15 protein-coding genes, 1 pseudogene, 1 CRISPR repeat array and 1 riboswitch are annotated in these 22,507 nt (G+C 45.0%); of the genes and pseudogenes, 3 read left to right on the top strand and 13 right to left on the bottom strand.

Features of this window, described 5'->3' with window-relative positions; genetic code table 11:
- Positions 1-23: 23 nt before the first annotated feature.
- The 3 genes from DWY84_RS09970 to DWY84_RS09960 all read right to left on the bottom strand — a co-directional run bounded on the left by DWY84_RS09970 (position 24) and on the right by DWY84_RS09960 (position 5,442).
- A complete protein-coding gene (locus DWY84_RS09970) occupies positions 24-650 on the bottom strand; it encodes a PHP domain-containing protein (protein ID WP_118532856.1) in 627 nt (208 codons plus the stop codon).
- A 119-nt stretch (positions 651-769) separates the two neighbouring features.
- Positions 770-4,363 carry an AMP-binding protein gene (locus DWY84_RS09965; RefSeq protein WP_118532854.1) on the bottom strand — a complete coding sequence of 1,198 codons (3,594 nt, stop codon included), beginning with the start codon at positions 4,361-4,363 and terminating at the stop codon, positions 770-772.
- Between the two features lie 170 nt (positions 4,364-4,533).
- The gene (locus DWY84_RS09960) at positions 4,534-5,442 is read right to left on the bottom strand and encodes a LysR family transcriptional regulator (protein ID WP_182434941.1); all 909 of its coding nucleotides are present in this window, start codon (positions 5,440-5,442) and stop codon (positions 4,534-4,536) included.
- Between the two features lie 171 nt (positions 5,443-5,613).
- Between DWY84_RS09960 and DWY84_RS09955 the strand changes: the two genes are divergently transcribed.
- Together DWY84_RS09955 and DWY84_RS09950 are read left to right on the top strand one after the other, a co-directional pair.
- Complete coding sequence (locus DWY84_RS09955) at positions 5,614-6,966, top strand: acyclic terpene utilization AtuA family protein (protein WP_118532850.1); 1,353 nt, start codon at positions 5,614-5,616, stop codon at positions 6,964-6,966.
- A 26-nt stretch (positions 6,967-6,992) separates the two neighbouring features.
- A complete protein-coding gene (locus tag DWY84_RS09950; RefSeq protein ID WP_118532848.1) occupies positions 6,993-7,301 on the top strand; it encodes a DUF4387 family protein in 309 nt (102 codons plus the stop codon).
- A gap of 552 nt (positions 7,302-7,853) precedes the next feature.
- Here the strand turns inward: DWY84_RS09950 and DWY84_RS09945 are convergent.
- The 10 genes and pseudogenes from DWY84_RS09945 to DWY84_RS09900 form a co-directional block, all read right to left on the bottom strand.
- Positions 7,854-8,414, bottom strand: coding sequence for a GNAT family N-acetyltransferase (locus DWY84_RS09945; protein ID WP_118532846.1), 561 nt, complete (start codon positions 8,412-8,414; stop codon positions 7,854-7,856).
- Positions 8,415-8,686: 272 nt separating this feature from the next.
- A CRISPR array of direct repeats spans positions 8,687-9,446; the repeat unit is 36 nt; unit sequence GTTTGAGTACCATACGTTTTTACATCATTCTCAAAC.
- 57 nt (positions 9,447-9,503) lie between these two features.
- Positions 9,504-10,178, bottom strand: coding sequence for a type II-A CRISPR-associated protein Csn2 (csn2, locus tag DWY84_RS09940; RefSeq protein ID WP_118532844.1), 675 nt, complete (start codon positions 10,176-10,178; stop codon positions 9,504-9,506).
- Positions 10,175-10,480 carry a CRISPR-associated endonuclease Cas2 gene (gene cas2 / locus DWY84_RS09935; RefSeq protein WP_118532842.1) on the bottom strand — a complete coding sequence of 102 codons (306 nt, stop codon included), beginning with the start codon at positions 10,478-10,480 and terminating at the stop codon, positions 10,175-10,177. The genes csn2 and cas2 overlap by 4 nt, the downstream gene beginning before the upstream one ends.
- Positions 10,481-10,484: 4 nt before the next feature.
- Positions 10,485-11,357: a type II CRISPR-associated endonuclease Cas1 gene (cas1, locus tag DWY84_RS09930; RefSeq protein ID WP_118532840.1), complete on the bottom strand. Its 873-nt coding sequence runs from the start codon at positions 11,355-11,357 to the stop codon at positions 10,485-10,487.
- Positions 11,354-15,364, bottom strand: coding sequence for a type II CRISPR RNA-guided endonuclease Cas9 (gene cas9, locus DWY84_RS09925; RefSeq protein ID WP_118532838.1), 4,011 nt, complete (start codon positions 15,362-15,364; stop codon positions 11,354-11,356). Before cas9 ends, cas1 begins: the two co-directional genes overlap by 4 nt.
- A gap of 190 nt (positions 15,365-15,554) precedes the next feature.
- Complete coding sequence (locus tag DWY84_RS09920) at positions 15,555-16,712, bottom strand: transposase (RefSeq protein ID WP_347560785.1); 1,158 nt, start codon at positions 16,710-16,712, stop codon at positions 15,555-15,557.
- Positions 16,633-17,307: pseudogene (locus DWY84_RS09915) on the bottom strand (IS607 family transposase). The gene DWY84_RS09920 and the pseudogene DWY84_RS09915 overlap by 80 nt, the downstream one beginning before the upstream one ends.
- Positions 17,308-17,637: 330 nt before the next feature.
- The gene (locus tag DWY84_RS09910) at positions 17,638-18,420 is read right to left on the bottom strand and encodes an ABC transporter ATP-binding protein (protein WP_118532834.1); all 783 of its coding nucleotides are present in this window, start codon (positions 18,418-18,420) and stop codon (positions 17,638-17,640) included.
- Positions 18,417-19,484, bottom strand: a complete 1,068-nt coding sequence (locus DWY84_RS09905; RefSeq protein ID WP_182434940.1) for an iron ABC transporter permease — start codon at positions 19,482-19,484, stop codon at positions 18,417-18,419. Before DWY84_RS09905 ends, DWY84_RS09910 begins: the two co-directional genes overlap by 4 nt.
- Before the next feature lie 61 nt (positions 19,485-19,545).
- Entirely contained in the window at positions 19,546-20,637 is a 1,092-nt protein-coding gene (locus tag DWY84_RS09900) for an ABC transporter substrate-binding protein (RefSeq protein ID WP_243024821.1), read from the bottom strand.
- Positions 20,638-20,830: 193 nt separating this feature from the next.
- Positions 20,831-21,023: riboswitch (cobalamin riboswitch) on the bottom strand.
- Positions 21,024-21,141: 118 nt separating this feature from the next.
- On the opposite strand from DWY84_RS09900, the gene DWY84_RS09895 reads away from it, so the two are divergent.
- Positions 21,142-22,482, top strand: a complete 1,341-nt coding sequence (locus tag DWY84_RS09895; RefSeq protein WP_118532832.1) for an MATE family efflux transporter — start codon at positions 21,142-21,144, stop codon at positions 22,480-22,482.
- Positions 22,483-22,507: the final 25 nt, after the last annotated feature.

Here is a 22,507-nt window from a genome sequence, read left to right as displayed (position 1 = left end):
TACTTCCTTCTCCTTTAAAATCGTTAAAAATCATCTACGATACGGTAGCCGTTTTCCTCCCAGACAGCCGGCTTGCAGCGTCCGCTTTTTAGCTGGGATACCAGGTCTTCCATGGTATAAACCGGATCCGGGAACCAGGTCACAAACTTACCCACCTGGGATGTCCAGTGGGCGTCACTGGCACCGATTGGCTGGAGTCCAAGCTCTCTGCAATATTTCAGAGCCATGCGGTTCGCTTCCAGATCCGTGCTTCCGTTCAACACCTCCACACCACCAAGACCGTGAACATCTTTTAAGTGCTCCGCCAGGCCACGGTTATTGTTGCGGAACGGATGACAGGAAACGCAGAATCCGTTTCTTTCATTGACGTAATCAATAAACTCCTGGGCGCTGATCCGGTGGTCCGGGATCGCGTCAATGCCAAACGCCGTGATATCTCCCCAGAGTGAGAAAAACTCCGCCCCGACCAGCACCGGATACTGATGCTCTCTGGAATACTCTTTCACATACTCCGCCAGTCCCATACTGTCATGATCGGTGATACACACAGCGCCAAGGCCCTTTTCCCGTGCTGCCTGCACAAGCTCGTCCAGCGTCATCTGACTATCCGGCGAATAAGCGGATTCATGTAAATGAAGGTCAATGAACATTTTTTCTGTCTCCCGTAAATGATTTTGTCCTTTCATTTTATCGGTTCTCGCAGTTTTTGTCTAATTGTATTCATTAATTCATTATTGCTATTTATTTGAATTTTCAATAAATATTTTGATCATTTCCAGAGAATATCCGGTACATGAGCCTTGCCGCACTGCGCCTCCACCTGTGCTTTCAGTACATCAGCATTCTGCTCCATAGTGCCCTTCACTTCTGCTGTCAGTACCAGCTTGTTGCCATCAGCATAACGCACATAGGCGGCGGCTTCCTCCACACCCGGCACCTGTTTTAAAGCCGTTTCGATCTGATACAGATCGTGGAACTGACGACCAGTCAGACCTTCCTGCATGATGGTCCTGCCACCCTGCTCCAGAAAATCCAGGGAACCATCCGGCAGGATTCTCGCGGTCCGCCCACTATCGTAAAGTTTTCCCGGTCCATATGGATTGGTGATCTCATCCAGCACCTGCTCCGGTTTGTAGTCCATCACATACAGCTCTCCCCAAGCACCAAACGGCTTCTTCCTGCAGTTTTCATCAAACACATAAACTTTAACCGGTTCTTTGCCATCCACGCCGGTCACCAGCTGGCCTTTCGCTGCCTGATTCAGTTCTTCCACAGTAATGATGTAATGCAGTGGAAACAGATGGTCCGGCAGGCGGCGGCTTAAACGGCGCACCAGTATCTCATCCTGCATGGCATCCATCAGAGACTCCATCACCGTCAGGAAATCCTGAAGCTGGCGGGTGTCAAACCGGTTCTCCCAGTAGCGTAGCTCATAGTAATACCCCTTCGCATCAGTAAATACCTGCAGATGGAACGGCAGGGAATCCAGCTGCATACGCTGGCGTTCTGCCGGATACCCTCCCACGGTATCGATATTTAAGATATCCCCCTGGTACTGGAAGAACATCTCATCTGCGTGCAGGTTCGATATGTAGCAGCGCATGGTATCCATGATCTGCGTTGCATTCGCCTTCAAAAGCTCCGGCACAGTCTGATCCACACCTTCCTTGTTCCGGAAGAAATAGGTAAGGAACAGAGGTCCTGCCAGGCGGTTCCAGCGGCTGTCGGTTCTTCCGCTGTGAATGGAGGAGGAAACAGTATCCTTTTCGTTGCTGAACAGGCCAATACTTAAGTTATAGGCCGTCAGGAAAAATACATTTTCTGAAACGCCAAGCTTTTTACAAAATGCGCTCACATTACGGCGGTTCAGGCTCGTAAAATGTCCCTTTAAATCAGCATCCACGCCATGCTCCAGGCTGTAGCAGTCCTTCCGTGCAAGGATACTTTTCCGCACCCGGAAATCCTTCATCAGGCACCGGAAATAGGCCTCATTCTTTGCCCGGAGTCCTCTCGCGTCCCGATCCTTTTCATCCAGGATATATTCGTAGAAGGTATAGGTTTCCGGCTCCACGGCCTTACCCAGATAAAGCTGGTTTAAGTCCTCAAACAGCACATTCATGGTCATGCCGTCCCCCATAATATGGGCAATATCAAAGAAGAAATAATTGGCGGAATCCGTCTCATAAATACCGATATGGAACAGGTTCTCACCCTCTCCGTAAAGGTACGGATACAGCAATCCTTTTCTCGTCTCCTCCCACTGGACATCGCTTAATCTCACGATTGGAATGTCAATCTTTCTCTTATCATCACGGAAGATCTGGTAACGACCCTCTGCCATCTGGATGATTGCCTTCAGCTCCGGGTGCACCTCAAAAAGCTGCTCCGCCGCAAACTTTAAGCGGCGCAGATCCGTCCGTTTATCCAGTTTATAGAGAAACGGCAGATTGGCCGTAGTATTTCCACGCATGACATAGGCAAAATAAAGCTGCAGATTGGTTAACGGATAAACCTGCCGCACTGTGTGATCCACCTGTTCTGCGCCTGCTCCTTCCCGGGCAAATTCTTCCAGCTTCAGCACCGAAGCATGCTGTAAGAGGTCATCCAGGGTCATGGAAACCGTTAAGATCTGGTACAGATCCGTGAGTAACAGCACGCTTCCAAGGGAATCCAGTCCTGCCTCGTAGAGCTCTGTATCAATGCCAAAACGACGGTGCCCCAGTACAGCGGCAATGCAGTCATAAATCTGCTTCTGAAGCTCATTTTCCGGCATACGGAAACGCTTCTCCTCCTGCTCTTCTTTCTGTTTTCCCTCCAGATACTGGCTGCGGATAATCTTTTTGGAAGAAGTTTTCGCAAAAGGGACTTCTCTTATGCTGCTGCGCAGAATGCGTTTGAAAGTCGGCAGCTCCTCATTGTGCTTTTTGATGATCTGAGTCACCGTACTCTCAATATCAGCAATATTTGCAGCTTCCGCATACTTAAAATTCGGGTATACCTCCGCACAGATCATATCATCCTCGCCATACACCAGAATATCCTCGATCAGACGCTCATCCTCAAAGAGATTTTCCAGCTCCTCGGGTGCCACATTCTCACCGTTGCTTAAGATAATGAGGTTCTTTTTCCGCCCGGTCAGGTACAGAAAGCCCTCCTCGTCCACATGGCCGATATCTCCCGTACAAAGCCAGCCGTCCGGTGTGATGGCCTCCGCAGTCTTGTCCGGCTCCTTGTAATATCCCATCATAACAGACGGACTCTTGACCTGGATCTCGCCGTCCACGATACGCACCTCACAGCGGTCTACAATGCGCCCCACGGACGCAATCTTATCCGGTCTTGTCCAGTCCGGGGAAGAAATTTTCGGCGAACACTCCGACATGCCGTAGCCCTGGGCAATAGCAATACCGAGGCGCTGGTAATTGGCTGCCAGATCCGGCGCCAGGTATCCGCCGCCGCTGATGATCTTGTGAAGCCTGGTACCAAGCACCTGCTCTTTTACCTTGCGGATGGGCATCTCCGGGTGCTGCCGGTTTAAGATGGCAATGCGGTTGTAAAGTGCCTTTGCCATCATCGGAACCATGCGGATGACCGTCGGTTCAAACAGTAATATATGCTCTGCCAGCTTCTTCATGTCACGGTTCAAACAGAGGATTCCGCCGTAACGCATAACGGTAAACACATCTCCATTTAAGCAGAATACATGATGAATCGGCAGAACATTTAAATAAATTTCCCGCTCCGGATGGTTGTTGTCTGTGGTGCAGAAATTGTTGTCCATGAGGTTTCCATTGGACAGCATCACGCCCTTGCCGCGTCCGGTTGTACCGGATGTAAACAGGATCATGGCACACTCATCGGCCTTCGCGTCAGACTCCACATGCTGCCCCTCATAGGCTTTTAAGATCTTATCGGAGCAGTTCACATGCTTTCCATGCTGCAGGGAAATATACTCCACCACTTCCGGACATTCCTCCTTCACTTCCTCCGTCAGCAGGTGGAAATCCCAGTCATAAAACAGTACGTCCACATCGGAACGGTTTAAGCAGTCTGCCAGCTTTTGTGCGTTGAGCTGGACATCAAGCGGAATGCCGGTATCGCCTCCGCTCATCACGCCAAGCAGTACTGCCAGATAATGATGGCTGCTGACTCCCAGAATACCAACCTTTAACTTGTGGCCCACCTGCGCACGCTTTTCCCTGGCCCAGGCTGCAATCGCATCACACTCGTCTGCGAATTCTTTGTAGGTTACACGGAAAATAATTTCATTTTCTTCATATTGCAAAAAAACACGGTCTCCGTGCTCTGCCGCCGCATTGTGCACCAGATCGTAAACAGTTCTTGTGTTTTCGTAAAGCATCATATGATTCCTCCGAATAAAAATGAGACAGATTTTATGTATCTGTCTCAAATATAACACCAGGACCGTTATGTGTAAACCATTTGAGCAGTTCGAATTTTTGAACCAAAGAAAGCCCGTCACTCTGTTTCACGCAGCGGACCGGCCACTTAGGGCACTGGCTCCTATACCCACTACAGCCCCGTCTTCTGAATCAGACTGATCAGATACCGCTCCGCCTCTGTCTGATAACTCTGCCCCCGGTAGCAGCAGTACAGGCTCCGCTTCATGGGATAATCCTTCACCTGGCAGTAATAACCGTTCTGCTCATCCTGCATCAGCGGCGACACCGCAATGCCCGGAATGAACGTAAAGCCTCGGTTCAGCGCCGCCAGGCGGCTGGCCAGATGAATGTTTTCTGTCTCGAAGACACGCGCTGGTGTAATCGAAAACTGCTTCAGAAACTGCTCTGCAATTGCCCGCATTCCTCTCCCCTTTTTCAGCAGAATAAGAGACTGGTTCTGAAGCATTTGTGCCTCAATCTGTGGATTCTGCTTTCCCGGTTTCCAGCCTGTTTTTCCTTCTGTAAATGCAGGAGGCACCTGAATATATACCAGATTTTCCGCAATCATATGGCACTCCAGCTCCGGATCTGTCTGATACATAAATGCCAGATCTGTCTTTCCCTTCTTAACCAGATCCTGCAGCACCCCTGCCTTTTCTTCTGTCAGAATCAGCTCCACCTGCGGATATTCCCTCTCGAAATCATCGAGAATCTGAGGAAGCAGAAACTCACCCGTCACTGCCGTAACCCCCAGCACAATGCGTCCGCTCCGACTGCCACCCAGATCTGAAATCTGCTTGTTCACGGAATGGGAAACCGCGAGCACTTCCCGGCATCCCTTTAAGTAAATCTCTCCCGCCTGAGTCGGATGCAAATTCCCCCGGTCCCGCACAAACAGCGGCGTGCCAAGACTCCTCTCCAGATCCAGGATCATGCGGCTTAAAGCGGGCTGGGAAATGTAAAGCTTCTTCGCGGCAGATGTGATATTCTGTTCTTCCTCCACCGTCAGAAGATATTGAACAAGCCGTTCATTGATCATGTGTTCCATCCCTTTCTTAATTTTTAGAAATATAATCATAATCTTTTTGTTATGGTGAAATGACATTTTCGGAATTTTACTTTATTATAGTCAGGCATTATAATGATGTCAAGAAGTTAAGAAACAGGAAAATACATTTCAAATATGTTGCAATAACAAGGAGGAAGCATTATGACAAGCGTAAAAGTATTTGTTCCTTATGGCGCAGTCGGATTAAACTGTACCGAAGAAGCTTTTGAGGCAGGACTGGCCATGAAGCCGGATATCATTTCCAGTGATGCCGGTTCCACCGATTCCGGTCCTTACTACTTGGGCTCCGGCCACGGAAAATATTCCATTGCCGATGTAAAGCGTGACTTAAAGCGCATGGTACTGGGTGCCGACAAGCTGGGCATTCCTATGACCATCGGCTCTGCCGGAACCTGTGGTTCCGATGAAGGCGTCAACACTGCCCTGAAGCTGATCCGGGAAATCTGCGAAGAGGCCGGCATCCACAAAAAGATTGCCTGCATTTACTCCCAGCAAGACCCGGAAGTCATCAAGAAAAAATATCGTGAAGGCAAAATTTCTGCCCTCCACGGTGCACCGGAAATCTCCGAAAAAACCTTTGATGAGTGCAGCACCATCGTAGCACTTCTGGGTGCGGAAGCCTACGAAGAAGCATTCAAAAACGGCGCAGACATCATCATTGGCGGACGTTCTACCGACACTGCAGTCATGGCTGCTTACCCGCTTATGAAGGGCTGTGATCCGGCATCCTGCTGGCATGCAGCCAAGACCGTAGAGTGCGGCGGCGTCTGCACCAGTGCCGGACTTCCGGGCGGCGTGTTTATGGAACTGGATAAGAAGGGTTTCACCATCCGCTCCGTACAGCCAGGCAGCACGGTATCCCCCTACTCTGTTTCCGCACATTTGATCTACGAAAACGCAAACCCGATCCAGCTTACCGAACCAGGCATCCGCATTGACACCAGCACCTCCACTTACACAGCACTCTCCGACAATGCTGTCCGCGTGGAAGGAACCACTATCGAGTATCTTCCTTATACCATGAAGCTGGAAGGCTCCGGCCCGGTGGGCTATCAGACCGTCAGTATGGCCGGCATCCGCGACCACAAGGTCATGCAGAATCCAATGAAATGGGTCGAGGCTGTATCCAAAGCAGGTATCGACAAGCTGGAAAAGAACGGCATTTCCAAAGACAGCTATCATTTCTGGCTGCGTCCTTACGGCTACAACGGCGTATCTGGCATGGATGTCCCAGAAGGCTACGTTCCGAATGAAGTGCTAATGATGCTGACCGTCACCGCCGACACCCAGGAAATGGCTACCCAGATCACCAAAGCCTTCAACCCGCTGATGCTTCACCACAACATCTTTGAGGGCAAACAGATGCCATCCTACGGCTTCCTCTTCTCCCCGGCCGAGATGGAACGCGGCACCATTTATGAGTTCAAGCTCTACCACACCGTATCCGTGGATGATCCGCTGGAGCTTGTGCGCATGAATTATGTAACTGTCTAGTACTAAAAATAATTTCGGAGGTATGAATGATGAGAACCATAGAAAATACAGTCAAATATATCCGCAGCAAAAACGCAGGACCGTTCTGGCTGACCATTGACGCATTCTGCAACAGCGTAGAAGATACCGAGAATGTAGCCGCTGCCTTTGAGCGGGAAAAAGAATTTATCGCGAAATCCTATCATGTAAAACCGGAAGATCTGGAAATCTACTGTCTGAAACATATCCAGGTGGCCAAGATCAGTCTGCCAAGAGTGCCGGTGGAAGGCAGCCGCGATGAGAGGGATATGCACGGCGGACAGCAGTATGTGAGCCTGCTGGATATTGAGTGCTAAATTTCAATTTAAATCCTGTTCACGAAAGGTCCGAAGCAGGCCGGGGCGGTATCCCGCTGCGCAAAATAGAAGTGCCGTGTTCGGACGATGTGGCTGACAGCCGTTTGCGGATAGTCGGACAAGATGTCCGCCTCCCGAAAACGTCACTCGCCACATAGCCGGACACGTTGCACTTCTATTTATGCTACGCAGGATACCACCCCGCCCTGCTTCTGCTTTTCTGCTATTCTACGGTAATAAAAAACACAGCCAGAATGATACTGGTAAAAGGCTGAAATTCCCGGCTTTTTATCAGTACCGTTCTGGCTGATTTTATTTCTCTCTTAGCGGGAGCAATACAGCAGAAGCCGGTTATCCCGGCATTCCGCGGAGCATAAATATGGGTATACGTGTCCGGCTATGCAGCGACTGGTGTTTGAGGGAGGCGGACATCTTGTCCGACTATCCGCAAACATCTGTCAGCTGCATCGTCCGAACACAATACCCATATTTTGCGCAGCGGTATGCCGAGATTACCGGCTTCGGACCTATATTGGTATTGCTTTTAAATTTTTATACTGTGCACTTGTACACCCTCTGGTACAGCACGCGTTTCATCTCTTCAAATGTATCCTGCGTGATTGCGCTTCCATATGTCATAATCCGAAGCGGCACCGGAGATTTCCCTTTGGAAATGGGTGGCTGAATATAGGGATATTCATTAAATACAAACCCATTGCGCTCATAAAATCCGATGCGTCTGCGGGTTAATTCATCTTCCGGAAGTTCTACTTCCAGGCAGATTTGTTTCTGATATTTTCTTACCAGTTCCTGCAGCATGGCGGATCCGGTTCCGCTGTTGCGAAGGACCGGATCTACTGCAAAATGTTCGATGTAGGTGAAGGATTCAAATTCCCATACAGCAAGAAAGCCTGCTGCATGCATCGTGGAATTTCCAGTTGAATGATTGCCGACCCTTTCCATTCCTATCGCAGGCATATAATAAATCCAGTATTCCGGTTCTTCAAAAAGCGCAAGCTGCTCGTCATAAGGGCGATATTCGTCATCCGAGAAGCTAGCCTGCATAATGCGGTAGATTTCTGAAAAATCTGATTGTGATGTAAATTGTAACATAAAAACTCCCTTTTATTGAACTCAAATAATATCGACTATAAACTCAATATTGCGCAGACATTCTCATAATGTCCCACAACAAATATTTTTACAATATTACATCATTCTCAAAACCACATTCTCCAATTTAATTACATTAATTAAAAACGCTAAATGCGATATACGATATATTGAGTATAAGAAATTCGCCACCTATTGGATGGCGACATAGAAGTTTTTTAAGAAATCAAATTATACATCATTCTCAAACGCGGATAACACTTTTTGGTACGCTTCAGTTTAGCATACGTTTTTCATCATTCTCAAACTGAGCCACAAGCCAGATCTGACATACAGATGTTTGAGTACCATACGTTTTTACATCATTCTCAAACACACCAGAAGGGAGAAAACAACATGAACAGTTTGAGTACCATACGTTTTTACATCATTCTCAAACAATATGACCATCATAAATGACCACTTCTGTGTTTGAGTACCATACGTTTTTACATCATTCTCAAACACACTTGATCGTGTGGAAGGTGGATCGTGGTTTGAGTACCATACGTTTTTACATCATTCTCAAACTACAAGCTGGGAATTGTACCGCATGACTGGGTTTGAGTACCATACGTTTTTACATCATTCTCAAACTTACTATGTGCGGTACAATCGAGAAAGATAGTTTGAGTACCATACGTTTTTACATCATTCTCAAACAGTATCGATGACATATCCGTTTTCAGATATGTTTGAGTACCATACGTTTTTACATCATTCTCAAACGAAAGCGGTTACGGCTCTACTGACCTGGCCGTTTGAGTACCATACGTTTTTACATCATTCTCAAACATGCTTTACAAAGATGAGCGTTTGTGTTATGTTTGAGTACCATACGTTTTTACATCATTCTCAAACCTGAAAAAAGTTCGTCCAGCTCTTTTTCATGTTTGAGTACCATACGTTTTTACATCATTCTCAAACCGGATATGCGGATCATTAAAGGCATCCATGGTTTGAGTACCATACGTTTTTACATCATTCTCAAACCTCAAAGTTCAAAAATGCAGTGCCTCATCCGCACCGGGCATGGTACTCAAACGTTTTTTAGCTAATACAACATTCGTCACAATCAATTATACAGTAATTTCGCTTTTTTGAAAAGTCGCGCTGTACATTTTCAATCAGCAGCAATGCAACTTCGCTGTACATGCATAGTTCTGCTATCTGATCTATCTGATCGCTGGTCAGGTAGCTTCTGCTGTTTACCAGAATCACGAGTTTCTTTTTCAGCAGTTCTGCCATAATCTTAATATAAATCGCTATCCGCTCAAACAGTGTTTCTTCATTTCCACCATCCAATTGAATGCCAACTGCCTTAAAAATAGCTGGCAGATCAATTTCATCCGCTATTTCAAGATCATATCCGCTTGCATATTCAAGATCAATAAAATATTTCTGAATCTGAGATTTTAATTCCTGCGTCTGCAGATAAAATTCACTGCCGACTGCAAGCTTCTGTAATTCTACATATAATTTTTTCTGTATCTGACGGTTATGAAAATCAAGCAAAAAGGGATCTATAATCAATTCTGCATACTTTTGAAAATCAATGATTTCATCTTCATCTGAAAGCGTAAATTTCCCCTCGTTGTCCTGCATGATTTCATACAAATCCCTGACATATTTTGAAAAGCTGGCAGGTGATTCTATGATCCATTCCACAGCTTTACCAGTTTCAAACACAAGCTGTTTTTCTAATTCCGTATGTGTCAGTTTCATAAGACCACCAGCCTTTCATCGCTGTCAAGAATCTCGCTTTTGATTTCTCCGACGATCAGATCCATTTTAGAATATTGCTTTTCCGTTACCGTAAGCAACTGCACCAGACCTTGTTCCGGCTTATTTTTTCGCACCCGTTCTGTAATTGCATTGGCTGCAGTTCCATTTAATGCCAGCTTACAGTACACAGATTCCTGAAGCATTAAAAATCCATCTTTGATCAAAAATTTGCGGAATTTTGTATAAGCACGCCGTTCCTCTCCGGTTGTTACCGGAAGATCAAAAAATACCAGTATTCTCATAAACCTATAGCTCAAACTTATAAAAGCGAATCAATGAACTGTCATTCTCATTCAAAGCATCAAATACACTTTTACAATAAATTTTCACCGCATTATTCACATATTGAACTTTTCCGTCAATAACCACTTCATGATTCAGGATGTTCACCAGTCTTCGTTTTTCGTCTACTTCAAACTCCTCAAATTTCATTTCAAGAACTTCTTTATCAACCAAAACACGAAACGGTTCCATCAAATCCGAAGCCAGATTAAATTGATTGAACATATTATCATGAAACAGTCCAAGTTGGGTAATATAACCATTTGCGGTAATCTCTCTTGTAAATGCAGACAGAATAATGCTGTAACCATAATTCAGTGCAGAGTTAACCGAACAATCTGTCGTTCTCGTAAAATCCAAACCAAAAAGAGCATTAAAATAAACTTTTGCAGCATGCCCTTCCCGATTTGTCTCGTCGTTCCATTTGATCTCCTGCAAATAAGAATCAAGCAGTTTTGACTCTTCCTTTCCCTGATATTCCAACAGTTTCTTTTGCTTTCTTATTTTTTCAGTCACAATTTCTGTCCATACAGTATCTTTACTGTTTCTGCTCCATTGAATCTGATTTCGAACCTTACTGCTGGTATCATGACTTCCATAATATCCAACCAGTTCCGATGACGGGTTTCTTTTTTCATCACAGAATATCACCTTGATTTTCTTCTTTGTCAGTTCTGCAAGAAGACTTGTAGTAATGGAAACTGCCGTAGATTCAATCAGAAGCGTAGAAATTTCTCCCAGGTGAATCTTCGTTACACTCTCATTTCGCACCACCAGATATCCTAACTGATAATCCAGTTTCGCCCGCTTTGAAATCACTACTACGCGCCAGCTCATAATGCTTTCAGATCCACGATCTGCTCATGAATTCCAGCCGGTGACTGATTTATAATGCAAATATCCTGACACTTTGTGATGTCACTGTTTAATACCAGAATTCCGGCACTTCCTGGTCCTCCGATCAGTTTCAGATTTGCGGAACCACTCTGACACTGGAACAGATGCAAAATCTCATTCAAAACAATGCATTTATCTTCTTTCCCAAGAGCCAGGAAATCTTTTTTCTTTTCAGAGAGTGTTTTTTCCTGTGTTCCTAATCGTTTTGCATAGACCGTAGTTCGCAATTTTTCTAAAAATGTGTCATACAAATGGCTCAGATTTTCTTCTGAAAGCCCATCAGTATCATAAATCTGAACTGATTTATCCTGTTTTCTTCTGGTTATAAATTTCTGAATTTTCTTCAATACTGCACTGTCTTCCTGAGATAAGATCAACTGATTGGCTCCTTTGAAAATAAGCTGGTTTCCAGTTCTTCCAGAAAGCCACATATAAAAACCATCAACTCTGAATAAGGTATCAATTTTAATTTTTTTCAATAGAATTTTAGGATTTTTTAATCCTCTCTGTTCCAGATAAGAACAAAGCTTTTTCTCATCTCCCAGTTCCTTCTTCAATCGAACAGGAACGTACTCTATGGTACGGATACGGGTATCCTTTTTCCCATCCGACTCTGCCAATACAAAATACGCGCCTGTCTCTTTATTGTATCCTCCATATTTTGCAATATCCTGAAGACGTACATCCCCTGTCTTAATCGGAATCTGTCCTTTGCCCTTTTTCATCAGCATCTGATCATAAAATCCACCGGTTACCTCATAAGGACGCCTCGTCACAATGATATTATTTTGGGCCATAAAGCGGCGCACCGTGCCAATTGTTCCGCAGTCTCCGGATATCCATGCTGTTTCTCCATTCCGCTCTACCTTGCCTGAAAGAAACATCTTCTTCAAGTTATAGGTTCTTCCTGGATTTTTCCGTACAAACCAGCCCGCGTCTTTCGTAAATTTCACAAAATAAGTATTACCGACTACAATATTCAGATAAGCATCTTTTGCATGATGCAGATCATTCATCTCACGAACTTTTATAAACTTGAAATCCTGACGGAACCGGGATACCACCGGAGCTTTCACATAAACGATATCCGTATCCGGAAATACCTGTTTTAAAATGCTGGCTGCTGCCTTTGTTCCCTGCCTGGTTTCGACAAGCTGTCTGGCTATAAAGCCAGTTAATTCTGCCTCTTCAAATTCCGTTGTTCTGGTCAGGCGTTTATATTTTTCTCTGCTGATAAATCCTTTATCCAACAATGATTTCCAGAATCCGTGTCTTGCATCACGTATGGACTTTTCAATCGGATACCGGTCCTCTTTTTCTCCATTATAAACACGCTTCACAAGCACCCGGTTATCCAGACTGTCATCCATCACTTTCGACTGCGGATAAATGTGATCAATATCATATTTCGTGTTGTCCCACAAATCCTTCAGTTCAATAGGATCTCCCGAATACATACAACGTCCATTTTGCGTATAGTAAAGATATAAGCGATCGCTTCTCAAACGTGAATCCTCTGTCTGCTCCAGTTCATTGATCCAGTCTCGCTCTTCAGATTTGCATTTTTTATATAAATCGATCAGCATTTTCTTTCTGGAACGTGTTCTTCCGGAATCTGCTTTTTCTCTTGCCATCTCTATAAAAATCCGTTTTGGCGGCGCTCCCTGAACCTTGCATAATTCCTTCAGAACAAGAAGCATCTGCCAGATCTGACGTCTGACAGCCGGTGAAACCATCAGATTTTCTATCAGCCGATAAGAAATCTCCTTTTTTTCGTCCGCATCATTTTCCCGTTCGATTGCCTCTGCAAATTGATATTTACTGCTGAGAACCTGCATCAGATTATCATTTGTTTCCCACATGGTGCGAATGATCGTCCACACTTCTCCTGTCTCCGGATCCGGCGCTGTAATGCCTTCCAGGAATTTTCCGGACAGCCGTCCCCATCCTTTGTACGATAAATTGCTGACTGCAATACGCTGTTTCTCTGTCATATCCGGGAATAACTTTTTCAGTCTTTTCTGCAGCAGCTTTTTATCTTCTCCAAACAATGTAATATTTAAAATAATCGTTTCTTTTTCCGATGGAGACAGCTCTATTCCAGATAATTTTTCCTTAAAATCATGATATGCAGTAAGGCTGCTCTTAAAATCACCATCAATTCCCGTAATATCTGTTTCTCTCCCTGCAATTCCTTCCCGAATCAGATAAGCAAGCAGCTTCTTCTGTGTTACCTTACGATAACGCTTAAATACATCCTGATAAATGGCCTGTTTTAACTCAACGGAAATCGGTTCCCCATTCAGACGAAGATTATTCAATTCATCCAGCACCATGAATTTTCCATATAACAATGAATTTTTTGGAAGAACATCCTCAGCCGGAAGATAGGTACATTTATTTGTCATCCGGCGGATAAACCGTTCTGCGCTGGCCTCTGTATCAATAATCTCCGAAAAGTTCCAGGGATAAATTTTTCCATCCTGCCTCCGACAAACCCAGTTTGTTTCCTTTCCATCTTTGCGAACTCCATTCAGCGGTCCTACGTAATACGGAATACGGAATGCAAAAATCTGCCTGATATGCTCTCCCTCCTGTTTCAAAAGAGGAATTCTATCCTGTAAATTCTCCAGAATGCGGTTCAGCTCATACAGATGAATCTGATATGGAATGACGCTGTTTTCTTTTGATACCAACTTTGGAAGAAATGTTCCATGTTCCATTTCATCCCGCAGATATTGTGCTGCGTTTTCATCTGCGATCTGATCGATCACGCTTTTTTTCAGATATACGTACAGCTCACCCTGACTGCACTGTTTTCCCTGAATCGGTACTTTCCTTCCGTTCTTTTTGGTCATTCCGATATATGCTGGATAATTGGAAACTTTTTCACTCGACCGTACAAAAATTTCCTTGTATGCCTCTGCGGATAAATGCTTTTTCACCAGTTTTTTCAGGTACCGCAGATCTTTCTTATGTTTCTCATATAAAGCTGTTTTCGCTTCCGAAATAGAACGATAAGAGCCAAGCACATCGGCCAAAATGGCCCAATCATACACGGCCTTGGCACTTTCAATGATCACATACTGTTCTCCCAGAATATCCTGCAGTTCTCCCGCATATTCATCATAAGAAATATCTGAAAAAGAAAATTTTGGTCGTGCACAGGCATCCAGTTCTCCATCTGCAAAAATACTGCTTAATTTCACAGTACAGCCGGAAATCGCCCCAATCAGTTCCTTTTCTGCAGCAGTTCCGGCATCAAGACATTTTACCAGATGGCTTTTCTTCATGGAACGCGTAAGATGCTCATCCTTCAGGATTCTTTCTGTCTCCTGATAACAATTTTCATCGAAAGTTCTCTCGAATCCCAGTTCCTCACCGCGTACCAGATCTAAAAACGCGTCAAACGCCGTATGAAATTCCCGAATTTCATCGATGCTTCCGGAAAACAGGAAATGCCCCCGATGCTTTACCAGATGATGCATCGCCAGATAGACCAGTCGAATATCGGGAGTATCTGACGTTTCCATAAGCCATTTTCGCAAATGATAAATCGTCGGAAACTGCTTATGATAATTCTTGTCTGTATAATCATGATCTGCAAATATAGCATATGGAAGCTCCGGGCAATTTCCATCTGTACCTCTTTTGTCCTCTGGCAGATAACGGCTTTCTTTCATGCGCAGAAAAAATCCATCATCGACCTGATTGATTTTTTCTGCAAAAATTTCCTGTAAAAGTTCCAGTCTCCAGTTTCTGCGATCCAGCCTTCTTCTGTTTGTTCGAAATCCACGGCGTTCTTCTGCTGTCTCCGCTGCATCAAACAGTCTGACTCCCCATAATGCTTTGCCGTGAGAACGCTGAATTTCATACGTTTCATTCGTGACAGACCATCCGAGAGATCCAGTTCCCGAGTCAAGCCCTACATAGTAATCTTTTCCCATACATTCTGCCACTCAAAATGTGTGTAAATATACGCACATCGAGATAATATAGGTTCTCACGAACTCTACTTACTGCTTCATCGTGTATGCTTTTGATTGACCGAAATCATATCTACTTGCAGGTTCTTGTACACTCCACAGTCGTTAATTCCCGAATAAGCCTTCGGTACATACTTACGTTTGCGTTTGACTATGCAACTTCGTAAGTTATAGCATCTCTCAAATTAAGTGCAGCATTAAAGTCTCTGTCTTCAACATAACCGCATTCGCATCTGTAAATTCTATCCGAAAGTTTTAAATCTCTCTTGATGCAACCACATCGGTGACACATTTTTGAAGATGGATACCATCTGGCTACTACTCTTAACTCAATACCGTTTTCATTACATTTAGATTGAAGTTTTGCTCTAAACTCATAAAACTTCTGTGATGCAACGGCTTTTGAAAGATGTCGGTTCTTCATCATTCCTTTTACATTTAAGTTCTCAATCGTTATATAAGATGGTTTGGTTTTTACTATCTCAGCGATTGTCTTGTTAATGTAATCCGTACGGACATTATCTATCTTATGATGAAGTTTTTGTACCTTGCGCTTTTGTTTCTGTATATTTGCTCTTTGAGTGACTTCTCCTTTCTTTAAATTTTCATCATACTTTCGAGAGAGACACCTTTGTTCTCGAATAAGTTGCTTTTCAAGTTTCTTTAATCTTGCAGATTTGTTAATGTTCTTATACGTTTTACCATTGGAAACAATAGCGAAATCCTTTAAACCAAGATCAATACCAATTCCATCGTTAGAGTTATTAGCAATCTGGCCATCAGGAATTTCCACAAGAACGGAAACATAAAATTTGTCAACTTTGATTGAAACTGAACCACTTTTGATTATATATCCATCTTTGGTTGTTGGAATGTATCCTTTTTCTTTGATACGTACCCAACCTAAAGTTGGAATGTTGATACGATGCCTTTCGCAAATACAGTCCTTTGGATTATTCTTAACGAAGTACATCTTCACATCAGATTTACCTTTCTTTTTGTAATTAGGGAAAGCACTCTGATGTTTGAAAAATCTTGTAAAAGCAGTACACCCACATTCGATTGAATGCTTTACAGATTTTGAACTTACTTCCTTAACCCAAGAATATTCTGGATGGTTTGGAAGATACTCGTTGTTAAGCCAGACACTAAACGATTTACCACTCATAAACTTTTTGCCATTATCATAAAGTTCTTTATTATGAGTAAGATAGAAGTTATAGATGTACCTACAAGTTCCTATCGTCTTGCGTATCTTGATTTTCTGCTCTTCTGTTGGATTTATTTCCGTCTTGAAGCTCTTTCGCAATTTCCTCATCCCTTTCTATTTGTTTTTTATATTTACGAAGTCCATATAACCTACAAGAGAATACATGGAGTATTGAAACAATATCCTGCACGAGTTCTTCTTGAGGCGATAGTTCTTCATTGTTTACTACCACTATGGTTGTATTGAACTTCATACAGAATTTTGCAAACCAATCATAGCCAAATCGGATAAATCTATCCTTATGAGTTACGATAATGGTTTTGATTTTCTGTTCCATTACTTCATCTAATAATTCGTTCCATTTCTTGCGATTGTAATTAAGGCCGCTCCCATAATCTTCAATACATTGGTCTACGATAATACCTTTAGCATTACAAAACTGTCGTAGAAATGTGACTTGTTTTTGTAAATCATCTTTTTGATTTCTTGTAGAGACTCTGGCATAAATGACAACTTGACGCGTATCATCTTCTGTATTTATGCCTTTGAATTGAAGATATTGGTCGTAAGTGTACTAACGCCTATCAGTTGGAGTACGATTTGCTTTTAGAGTTCCTTCTCTATCCCAACGCTGTAACGTTTTGACAGAAACACCTAGCAATTCAGCAAAATCTTTTGGCTTGTAATTTGTGATATTTGATGTATTCATAGTATACCTCCATGAGTATATTTAAACACATATTATCACATCTGACAACTTATTCAGTTACTTAAAGTTTCCTCCTTTATATCTTTTACCAATAGCAAATTTTATTTTCCCACATTCTTCATCTCTGTTTATATTTATGTAAAAAGAAACTGCCACTCTGATTCCGAATAGCAGTTACTTTTTCACACACTGTGAGCCGCACACGCGGCGTTTACGATAAATCGTTATTTGAACTTATGATGTAATTTTGTATGGTACAAAACTAATTATAATATACCCCTTTGAATAACCAACGTCAACTATTATTTTTCAAACTCAGCCCTTTTCCTTCACCCACCCCGGCAGATAATAAATCTGCATCTTCCGGGTGGCTTCATTTTTTGTCACCTGTGCTTCGATTCCGAAATATTTCCGGATATTTTCTTTCGTCAGCACCTCTTCCGGTGTGCCGCGGTCTACAATCTTTCCCTGGTACAGAAAAATGATCCTGTCACAGTAAAGCGCGGCCAGATTCAGGTCATGGATGGAGGAGAATACCGTGACATCCTGGTTTCGTAAAATATCCATGATCTGATACTGATAGCTGACATCCAGGTGGTTGGTCGGTTCATCCAAAACAATGTAGCGGCTTTCCTGCATCAGTACCCGGGCCAGGAGGACACGCTGTTTTTCTCCGCCGGAAAGACTTAAATAGGAGCGTGTTTCATAGCCGCTCAGTCCTACTTCCCGAAGGCATTTTTCACAAAGCTCCCGGTCCTTTGCCGTATCTCCCTCCAGAAATTTCTTGTGGGCGTAACGTCCGAACATAACCATATCCCGAACGGTAAAATCAAATTCCAGCTGATTTTCCTGCGCCATGACCGCCAGTTCTCCCGCCAGTTTTTTAGCTGAAAGGTCCATGATATCTTTCCCATCCAGAAAGACGGTCTGCCCCTTAGGCTTATAGGTCCGATAGATATGCTTCAGCAGTGTGGACTTGCCGCAGCCATTCGGTCCAACCAGGCCCACAAATTCTCCCTCTTTGATTTCGAGGGAAATCTGATTCAGGATCCGCTCATTTCCGATTTCATAATCCAGATTTTTTACAGCTAAACTCATCGGCCCACACTTCCTTTCCGAATCAGATACAGGAAAAACGGAGCTCCGAAAAATGCCGCAATGACACCGATTGGAAGTTCTTCCGGCGCAATGATGATGCGGGAGATCAGATCCGCGATCATGGCAAAGAGACCACCGCCCAGAATAGACATTGGGATCAGCTGCTTATGGCCGGAGCCCACGAAGCCTCGCATCACATGAGGCACCACAAGTCCTGCAAAGCCAATGACACCGCTGACCGAAACAACCACACCGGTCAGTACGGTGGAGGCCAGAATGATCAGCAGCTTGATGCGTCTGGTATCTGCTCCCAGCGTCTCTGCCACATCATCTCCCAAAAGAAGAATGTCCAGCTCCCGCGCAAATAACAGAATCACTGCCATCATAACAACAGACACGATGAACACATATTTTACCCGGCTCCAGGTAGCTCCGCTTAAGGAGCCTACCATCCAGTAAAGCGCCATCTTGGTCTTATCGGAACCATTGTTAAACCCGTAAACGATCAGATTCGTCAGTGCGGAGAACAAGGCGGAAGTGGCAATTCCGGCCAGCACCAGCTGGGTAGAGGTAATCCTCCCTTTTACAGACGCAATACTCAGAGAAAGACTGATGGCCACAGCCGCACCCAGCGTCGCACCAAAAATCACGGAATAACCGCCCATAAAGCTGAACAGGCCGAGAATGATGACGCTGACTGCTCCGGCAGAGGCACCGGAAGAAATTCCCAGCACATAGGGATCTGCCAGTGGATTTTTTGTGAGTGCCTGCATCAGCACACCGCAAAGAGACAGGCCTGCTCCCACAATAAATGCCATGATAACCCTCGGAAAACGGATGTTCCAGATGATATTTTCTGTTTTCTGCTCCCAGGACACCGCAAAAATATCCTTTCCGGATGTCTTATTTGCCAGGATCTTTACGATCTCATCCGGTGACACATGGATAGCGCCCAGGGTCACGGAGATGGTCGTTACTGCCGCGATCAGAAGCAGAACCATCAGAAGGGTACCTATAAAACGTCCAGTTTCCCGGTCACTTTTTTTACTGATTTCTGATTTCATGTTTTCTCCAAAAACAGGGACTTCCCATGCAGGAAATTCCTCATGTTCCAACAGTTTCTGATTAGAACTTATCCGGATACAGCTGCTTTGCGATCTCTCTGACTGCCTCTGCGGAACCTGCAGAACCCTGCATATCACTGCAGCATGCGGAATAGATTTTTCCCTCTTTCACTGCTCTTAAATCTTTGGTAAACTCGTTGGTCTCCAGGAAATTTTTCTTCTCAGAAATGTCACCGGTATAGTCCAGGATCAGAATTACATCCGGGTCACGCTCTACCACTTCCTCCCAGGACGGAGTAGCCCATCCAGCCTCAATGTCATCGAAAATAGAGATACCGCCAGCCCGCTTGATGATATCACCCGGCATACCCTGACATGCGGTAAACGGGGCATCCTCACCGGAATCGTATGCAAAAACAGTCACCGGATTCTGGTAAACATCATCCCCCAGCGTGTCTTTTACTTCCTGAAGCGTATCCTTCATAGCCTGGATCTTCTCAGATGCCACATCCTCTACTTTAAAGATTTTCCCAAGTGTCTCATAGTCTTTGTACAGCTCCTCAAAGGTTGCCTTATCCGAGCATACATAGGGGAAATACATTGCGATTCCGTTGGCATCACAGAACTCTTTTCCAAAGTTTTTATCGGAGAATACAGAATCCCAGCCCATCAGGAAATCGCATCCGGTTGCCACCAGCTCCTCTTTGGAAAGATTGGAAATGCCCTTTCCTGCCTCTAACAGCTGCGGCACCTTATCTCTTGCCGGATACTGGGAAACGGTACTCCAGCAGCTTCCCTTTGTGTAACCGGCCATCTGGTCTTCCAGACCGAGATCAAAGAAGAAATCTGCCATCTGATCACCGGAAGCAACCACTGCGGACGGCTTCTCGGTGAAGGTATATTCTACGTTCTCACCCAGACCGGAACGCTCCAGGTTTAAGGTAATGGTAACCGGCTCATATGCCTCATCTGCGGTGGAATCGCCAGCTGCTTCCGTCACCTCCGCGCTGCTCTCCGCAGGCTCTGCTGCGGTGCTCTCTGCTGCCGCTGCAGCTGTTGTTGCGATATCTGCGCTCTTTGCGCCGCATCCGGCTGCCAGACCTGCAGTTATGCAGGCAGCCATAGTTAAGATTACCAGTTTCTTGTTTCTCATAATTGTTTTCCTCCTGATGTTGAATTTTTTTCGTATCACCCATGCAGGAACGCGATGCAAAAATGTGTCCTGCGACACATATTGGCAAAATAAAAGCACCATCCGGCTTATCAAAAGTAAACCGGATGATGCACCGTATTTTTGCATCCAGGGCAGACTCCGCCCTTGTTTCCCTTGCCTTGTCATGGACCGTGACAGCAAAAGCGGAAAAAGCAGGTCTTCTGGCTTGCGCGGCAATATTGTCTGGTTTCTTCCCATTTTTCATATAAAACAGTGAAATCCAGACTGCCCTTCATGCGCTTACAGCGGCGGCACCGCACGGGACTCACACCCGTTTCCCTTTTCACCGGCCCCGAACGGCCGACACTTATTCCGTAGGATAGTTTACGGCATGAGGGAAAAACTGTCAACTGAATTTCGTTTTACCGTTCTGATATTATAATGGACTTAATCCTTTTTTCCCAGTATAATCAAATCAGAATCGAACGATAAGGAGCCATACAAATGGAACGCAATTTGACTACCGGCAGTATCCCAAAAACCATTTTCTCTTTCTCACTGCCATACTTTCTTTCCTATTTTTTACAGACCCTGTACGGCACCGCAGATCTGCTCATCATCGGACAGTTTAACTCTGTAGACAGCACCACCGCTGTCTCTATCGGCAGTCAGGTCATGCACATGCTTACCGTCATGATCGTAGGGCTGGCTATGGGCACCACGGTTATGACCGGACGTGCAGTGGGCGCGCAGGACCGCAGGCAGGTGAACCTGGCCGTCGGCAACACGGCATCTTTGTTCATGCTGCTGTCCGTTGCTCTGACCGCAATCCTGCTCTGTTTTGTAAAACCCATTGTGGCTGTCATGTCCACCCCGGAGGAAGCTGTCAGCAGTACCATCAGATACCTGACCATCTGTTTTCTCGGTATCCCGTTTATCACAGCCTACAACATCATCAGCTCCATTTTCCGCGGCATGGGCGACTCGAAGAGTCCTATGTTTTTCATTGCGATTGCCTGTGCTTTTAATATTGCCCTGGATTATCTGTTCATCGGCGTGCTGAAGCTTGGTCCCACAGGCGCGGCGCTTGGCACCACCCTGTCCCAGACCATCAGCGTGCTGATTTCCCTGACCATGATCTGTCACAAACGCATGATCCCGGAATTTCATTTTGCAGATTTAAAACCGGTCCGAAGCATGATGGGCGGTCTCTTAAAAATCGGATTTCCGATCGCCATGCAGGACGGATTTATCCAGATTGCCTTCATTGTCATCACCATTATTGCCAACCGGCGCGGCTTAAATGACGCTGCTGCAGTTGGCATTGTGGAAAAAATGATCAGCCTGTTTTTTCTGGTTCCGTCCTCTATGCTGTCTACCGTTTCAGCCCTGTGCGCACAGAATATTGGTGCCGGAAAGCACGATCGGGCAAGCCAGACACTGGCCTGTGCCACCACCATTGCGGTGTCCTATGGTATTGTGATTTCCATTCTCATACAGTTTACCGGACACCATATTGTCAGCCTTTTTTCAGGTAATGCCGATGTCATCCGTCTGGGCAGCCAGTACCTGCACAGTTATATCTGGGACTGCGTTTTTGCCGGAATCCACTTCTGTTTCAGCGGATATTTCTGTGCTTACGGAGTTTCCGGAATCTCCTTTTTACACAACATTCTTTCCGTTGTCTGTGCCCGTATTCCGCTGGCTTATCTGGCATCAAAATACTATCCGGACAACCTGTTTCCCATGGGCTGTGCTGCTCCGGCAGGATCCCTGCTTTCTGTATTGATCTGCGCCATTGCCTTTGTGTGGATGAAAAAACAGCCCGGACAGAAGGCATCCTGAGCATGCAAACGGACAGAACGGCGCT

It is taken from the genome of Clostridium sp. AF27-2AA, from assembly GCF_003478505.1.
Classification (GTDB): Bacteria; Bacillota; Clostridia; order Lachnospirales; family Lachnospiraceae; genus Brotaphodocola.
Note: the sequence above shows the minus strand (reverse complement) of the source record. Positions and strands in the feature narration are given on the sequence as shown.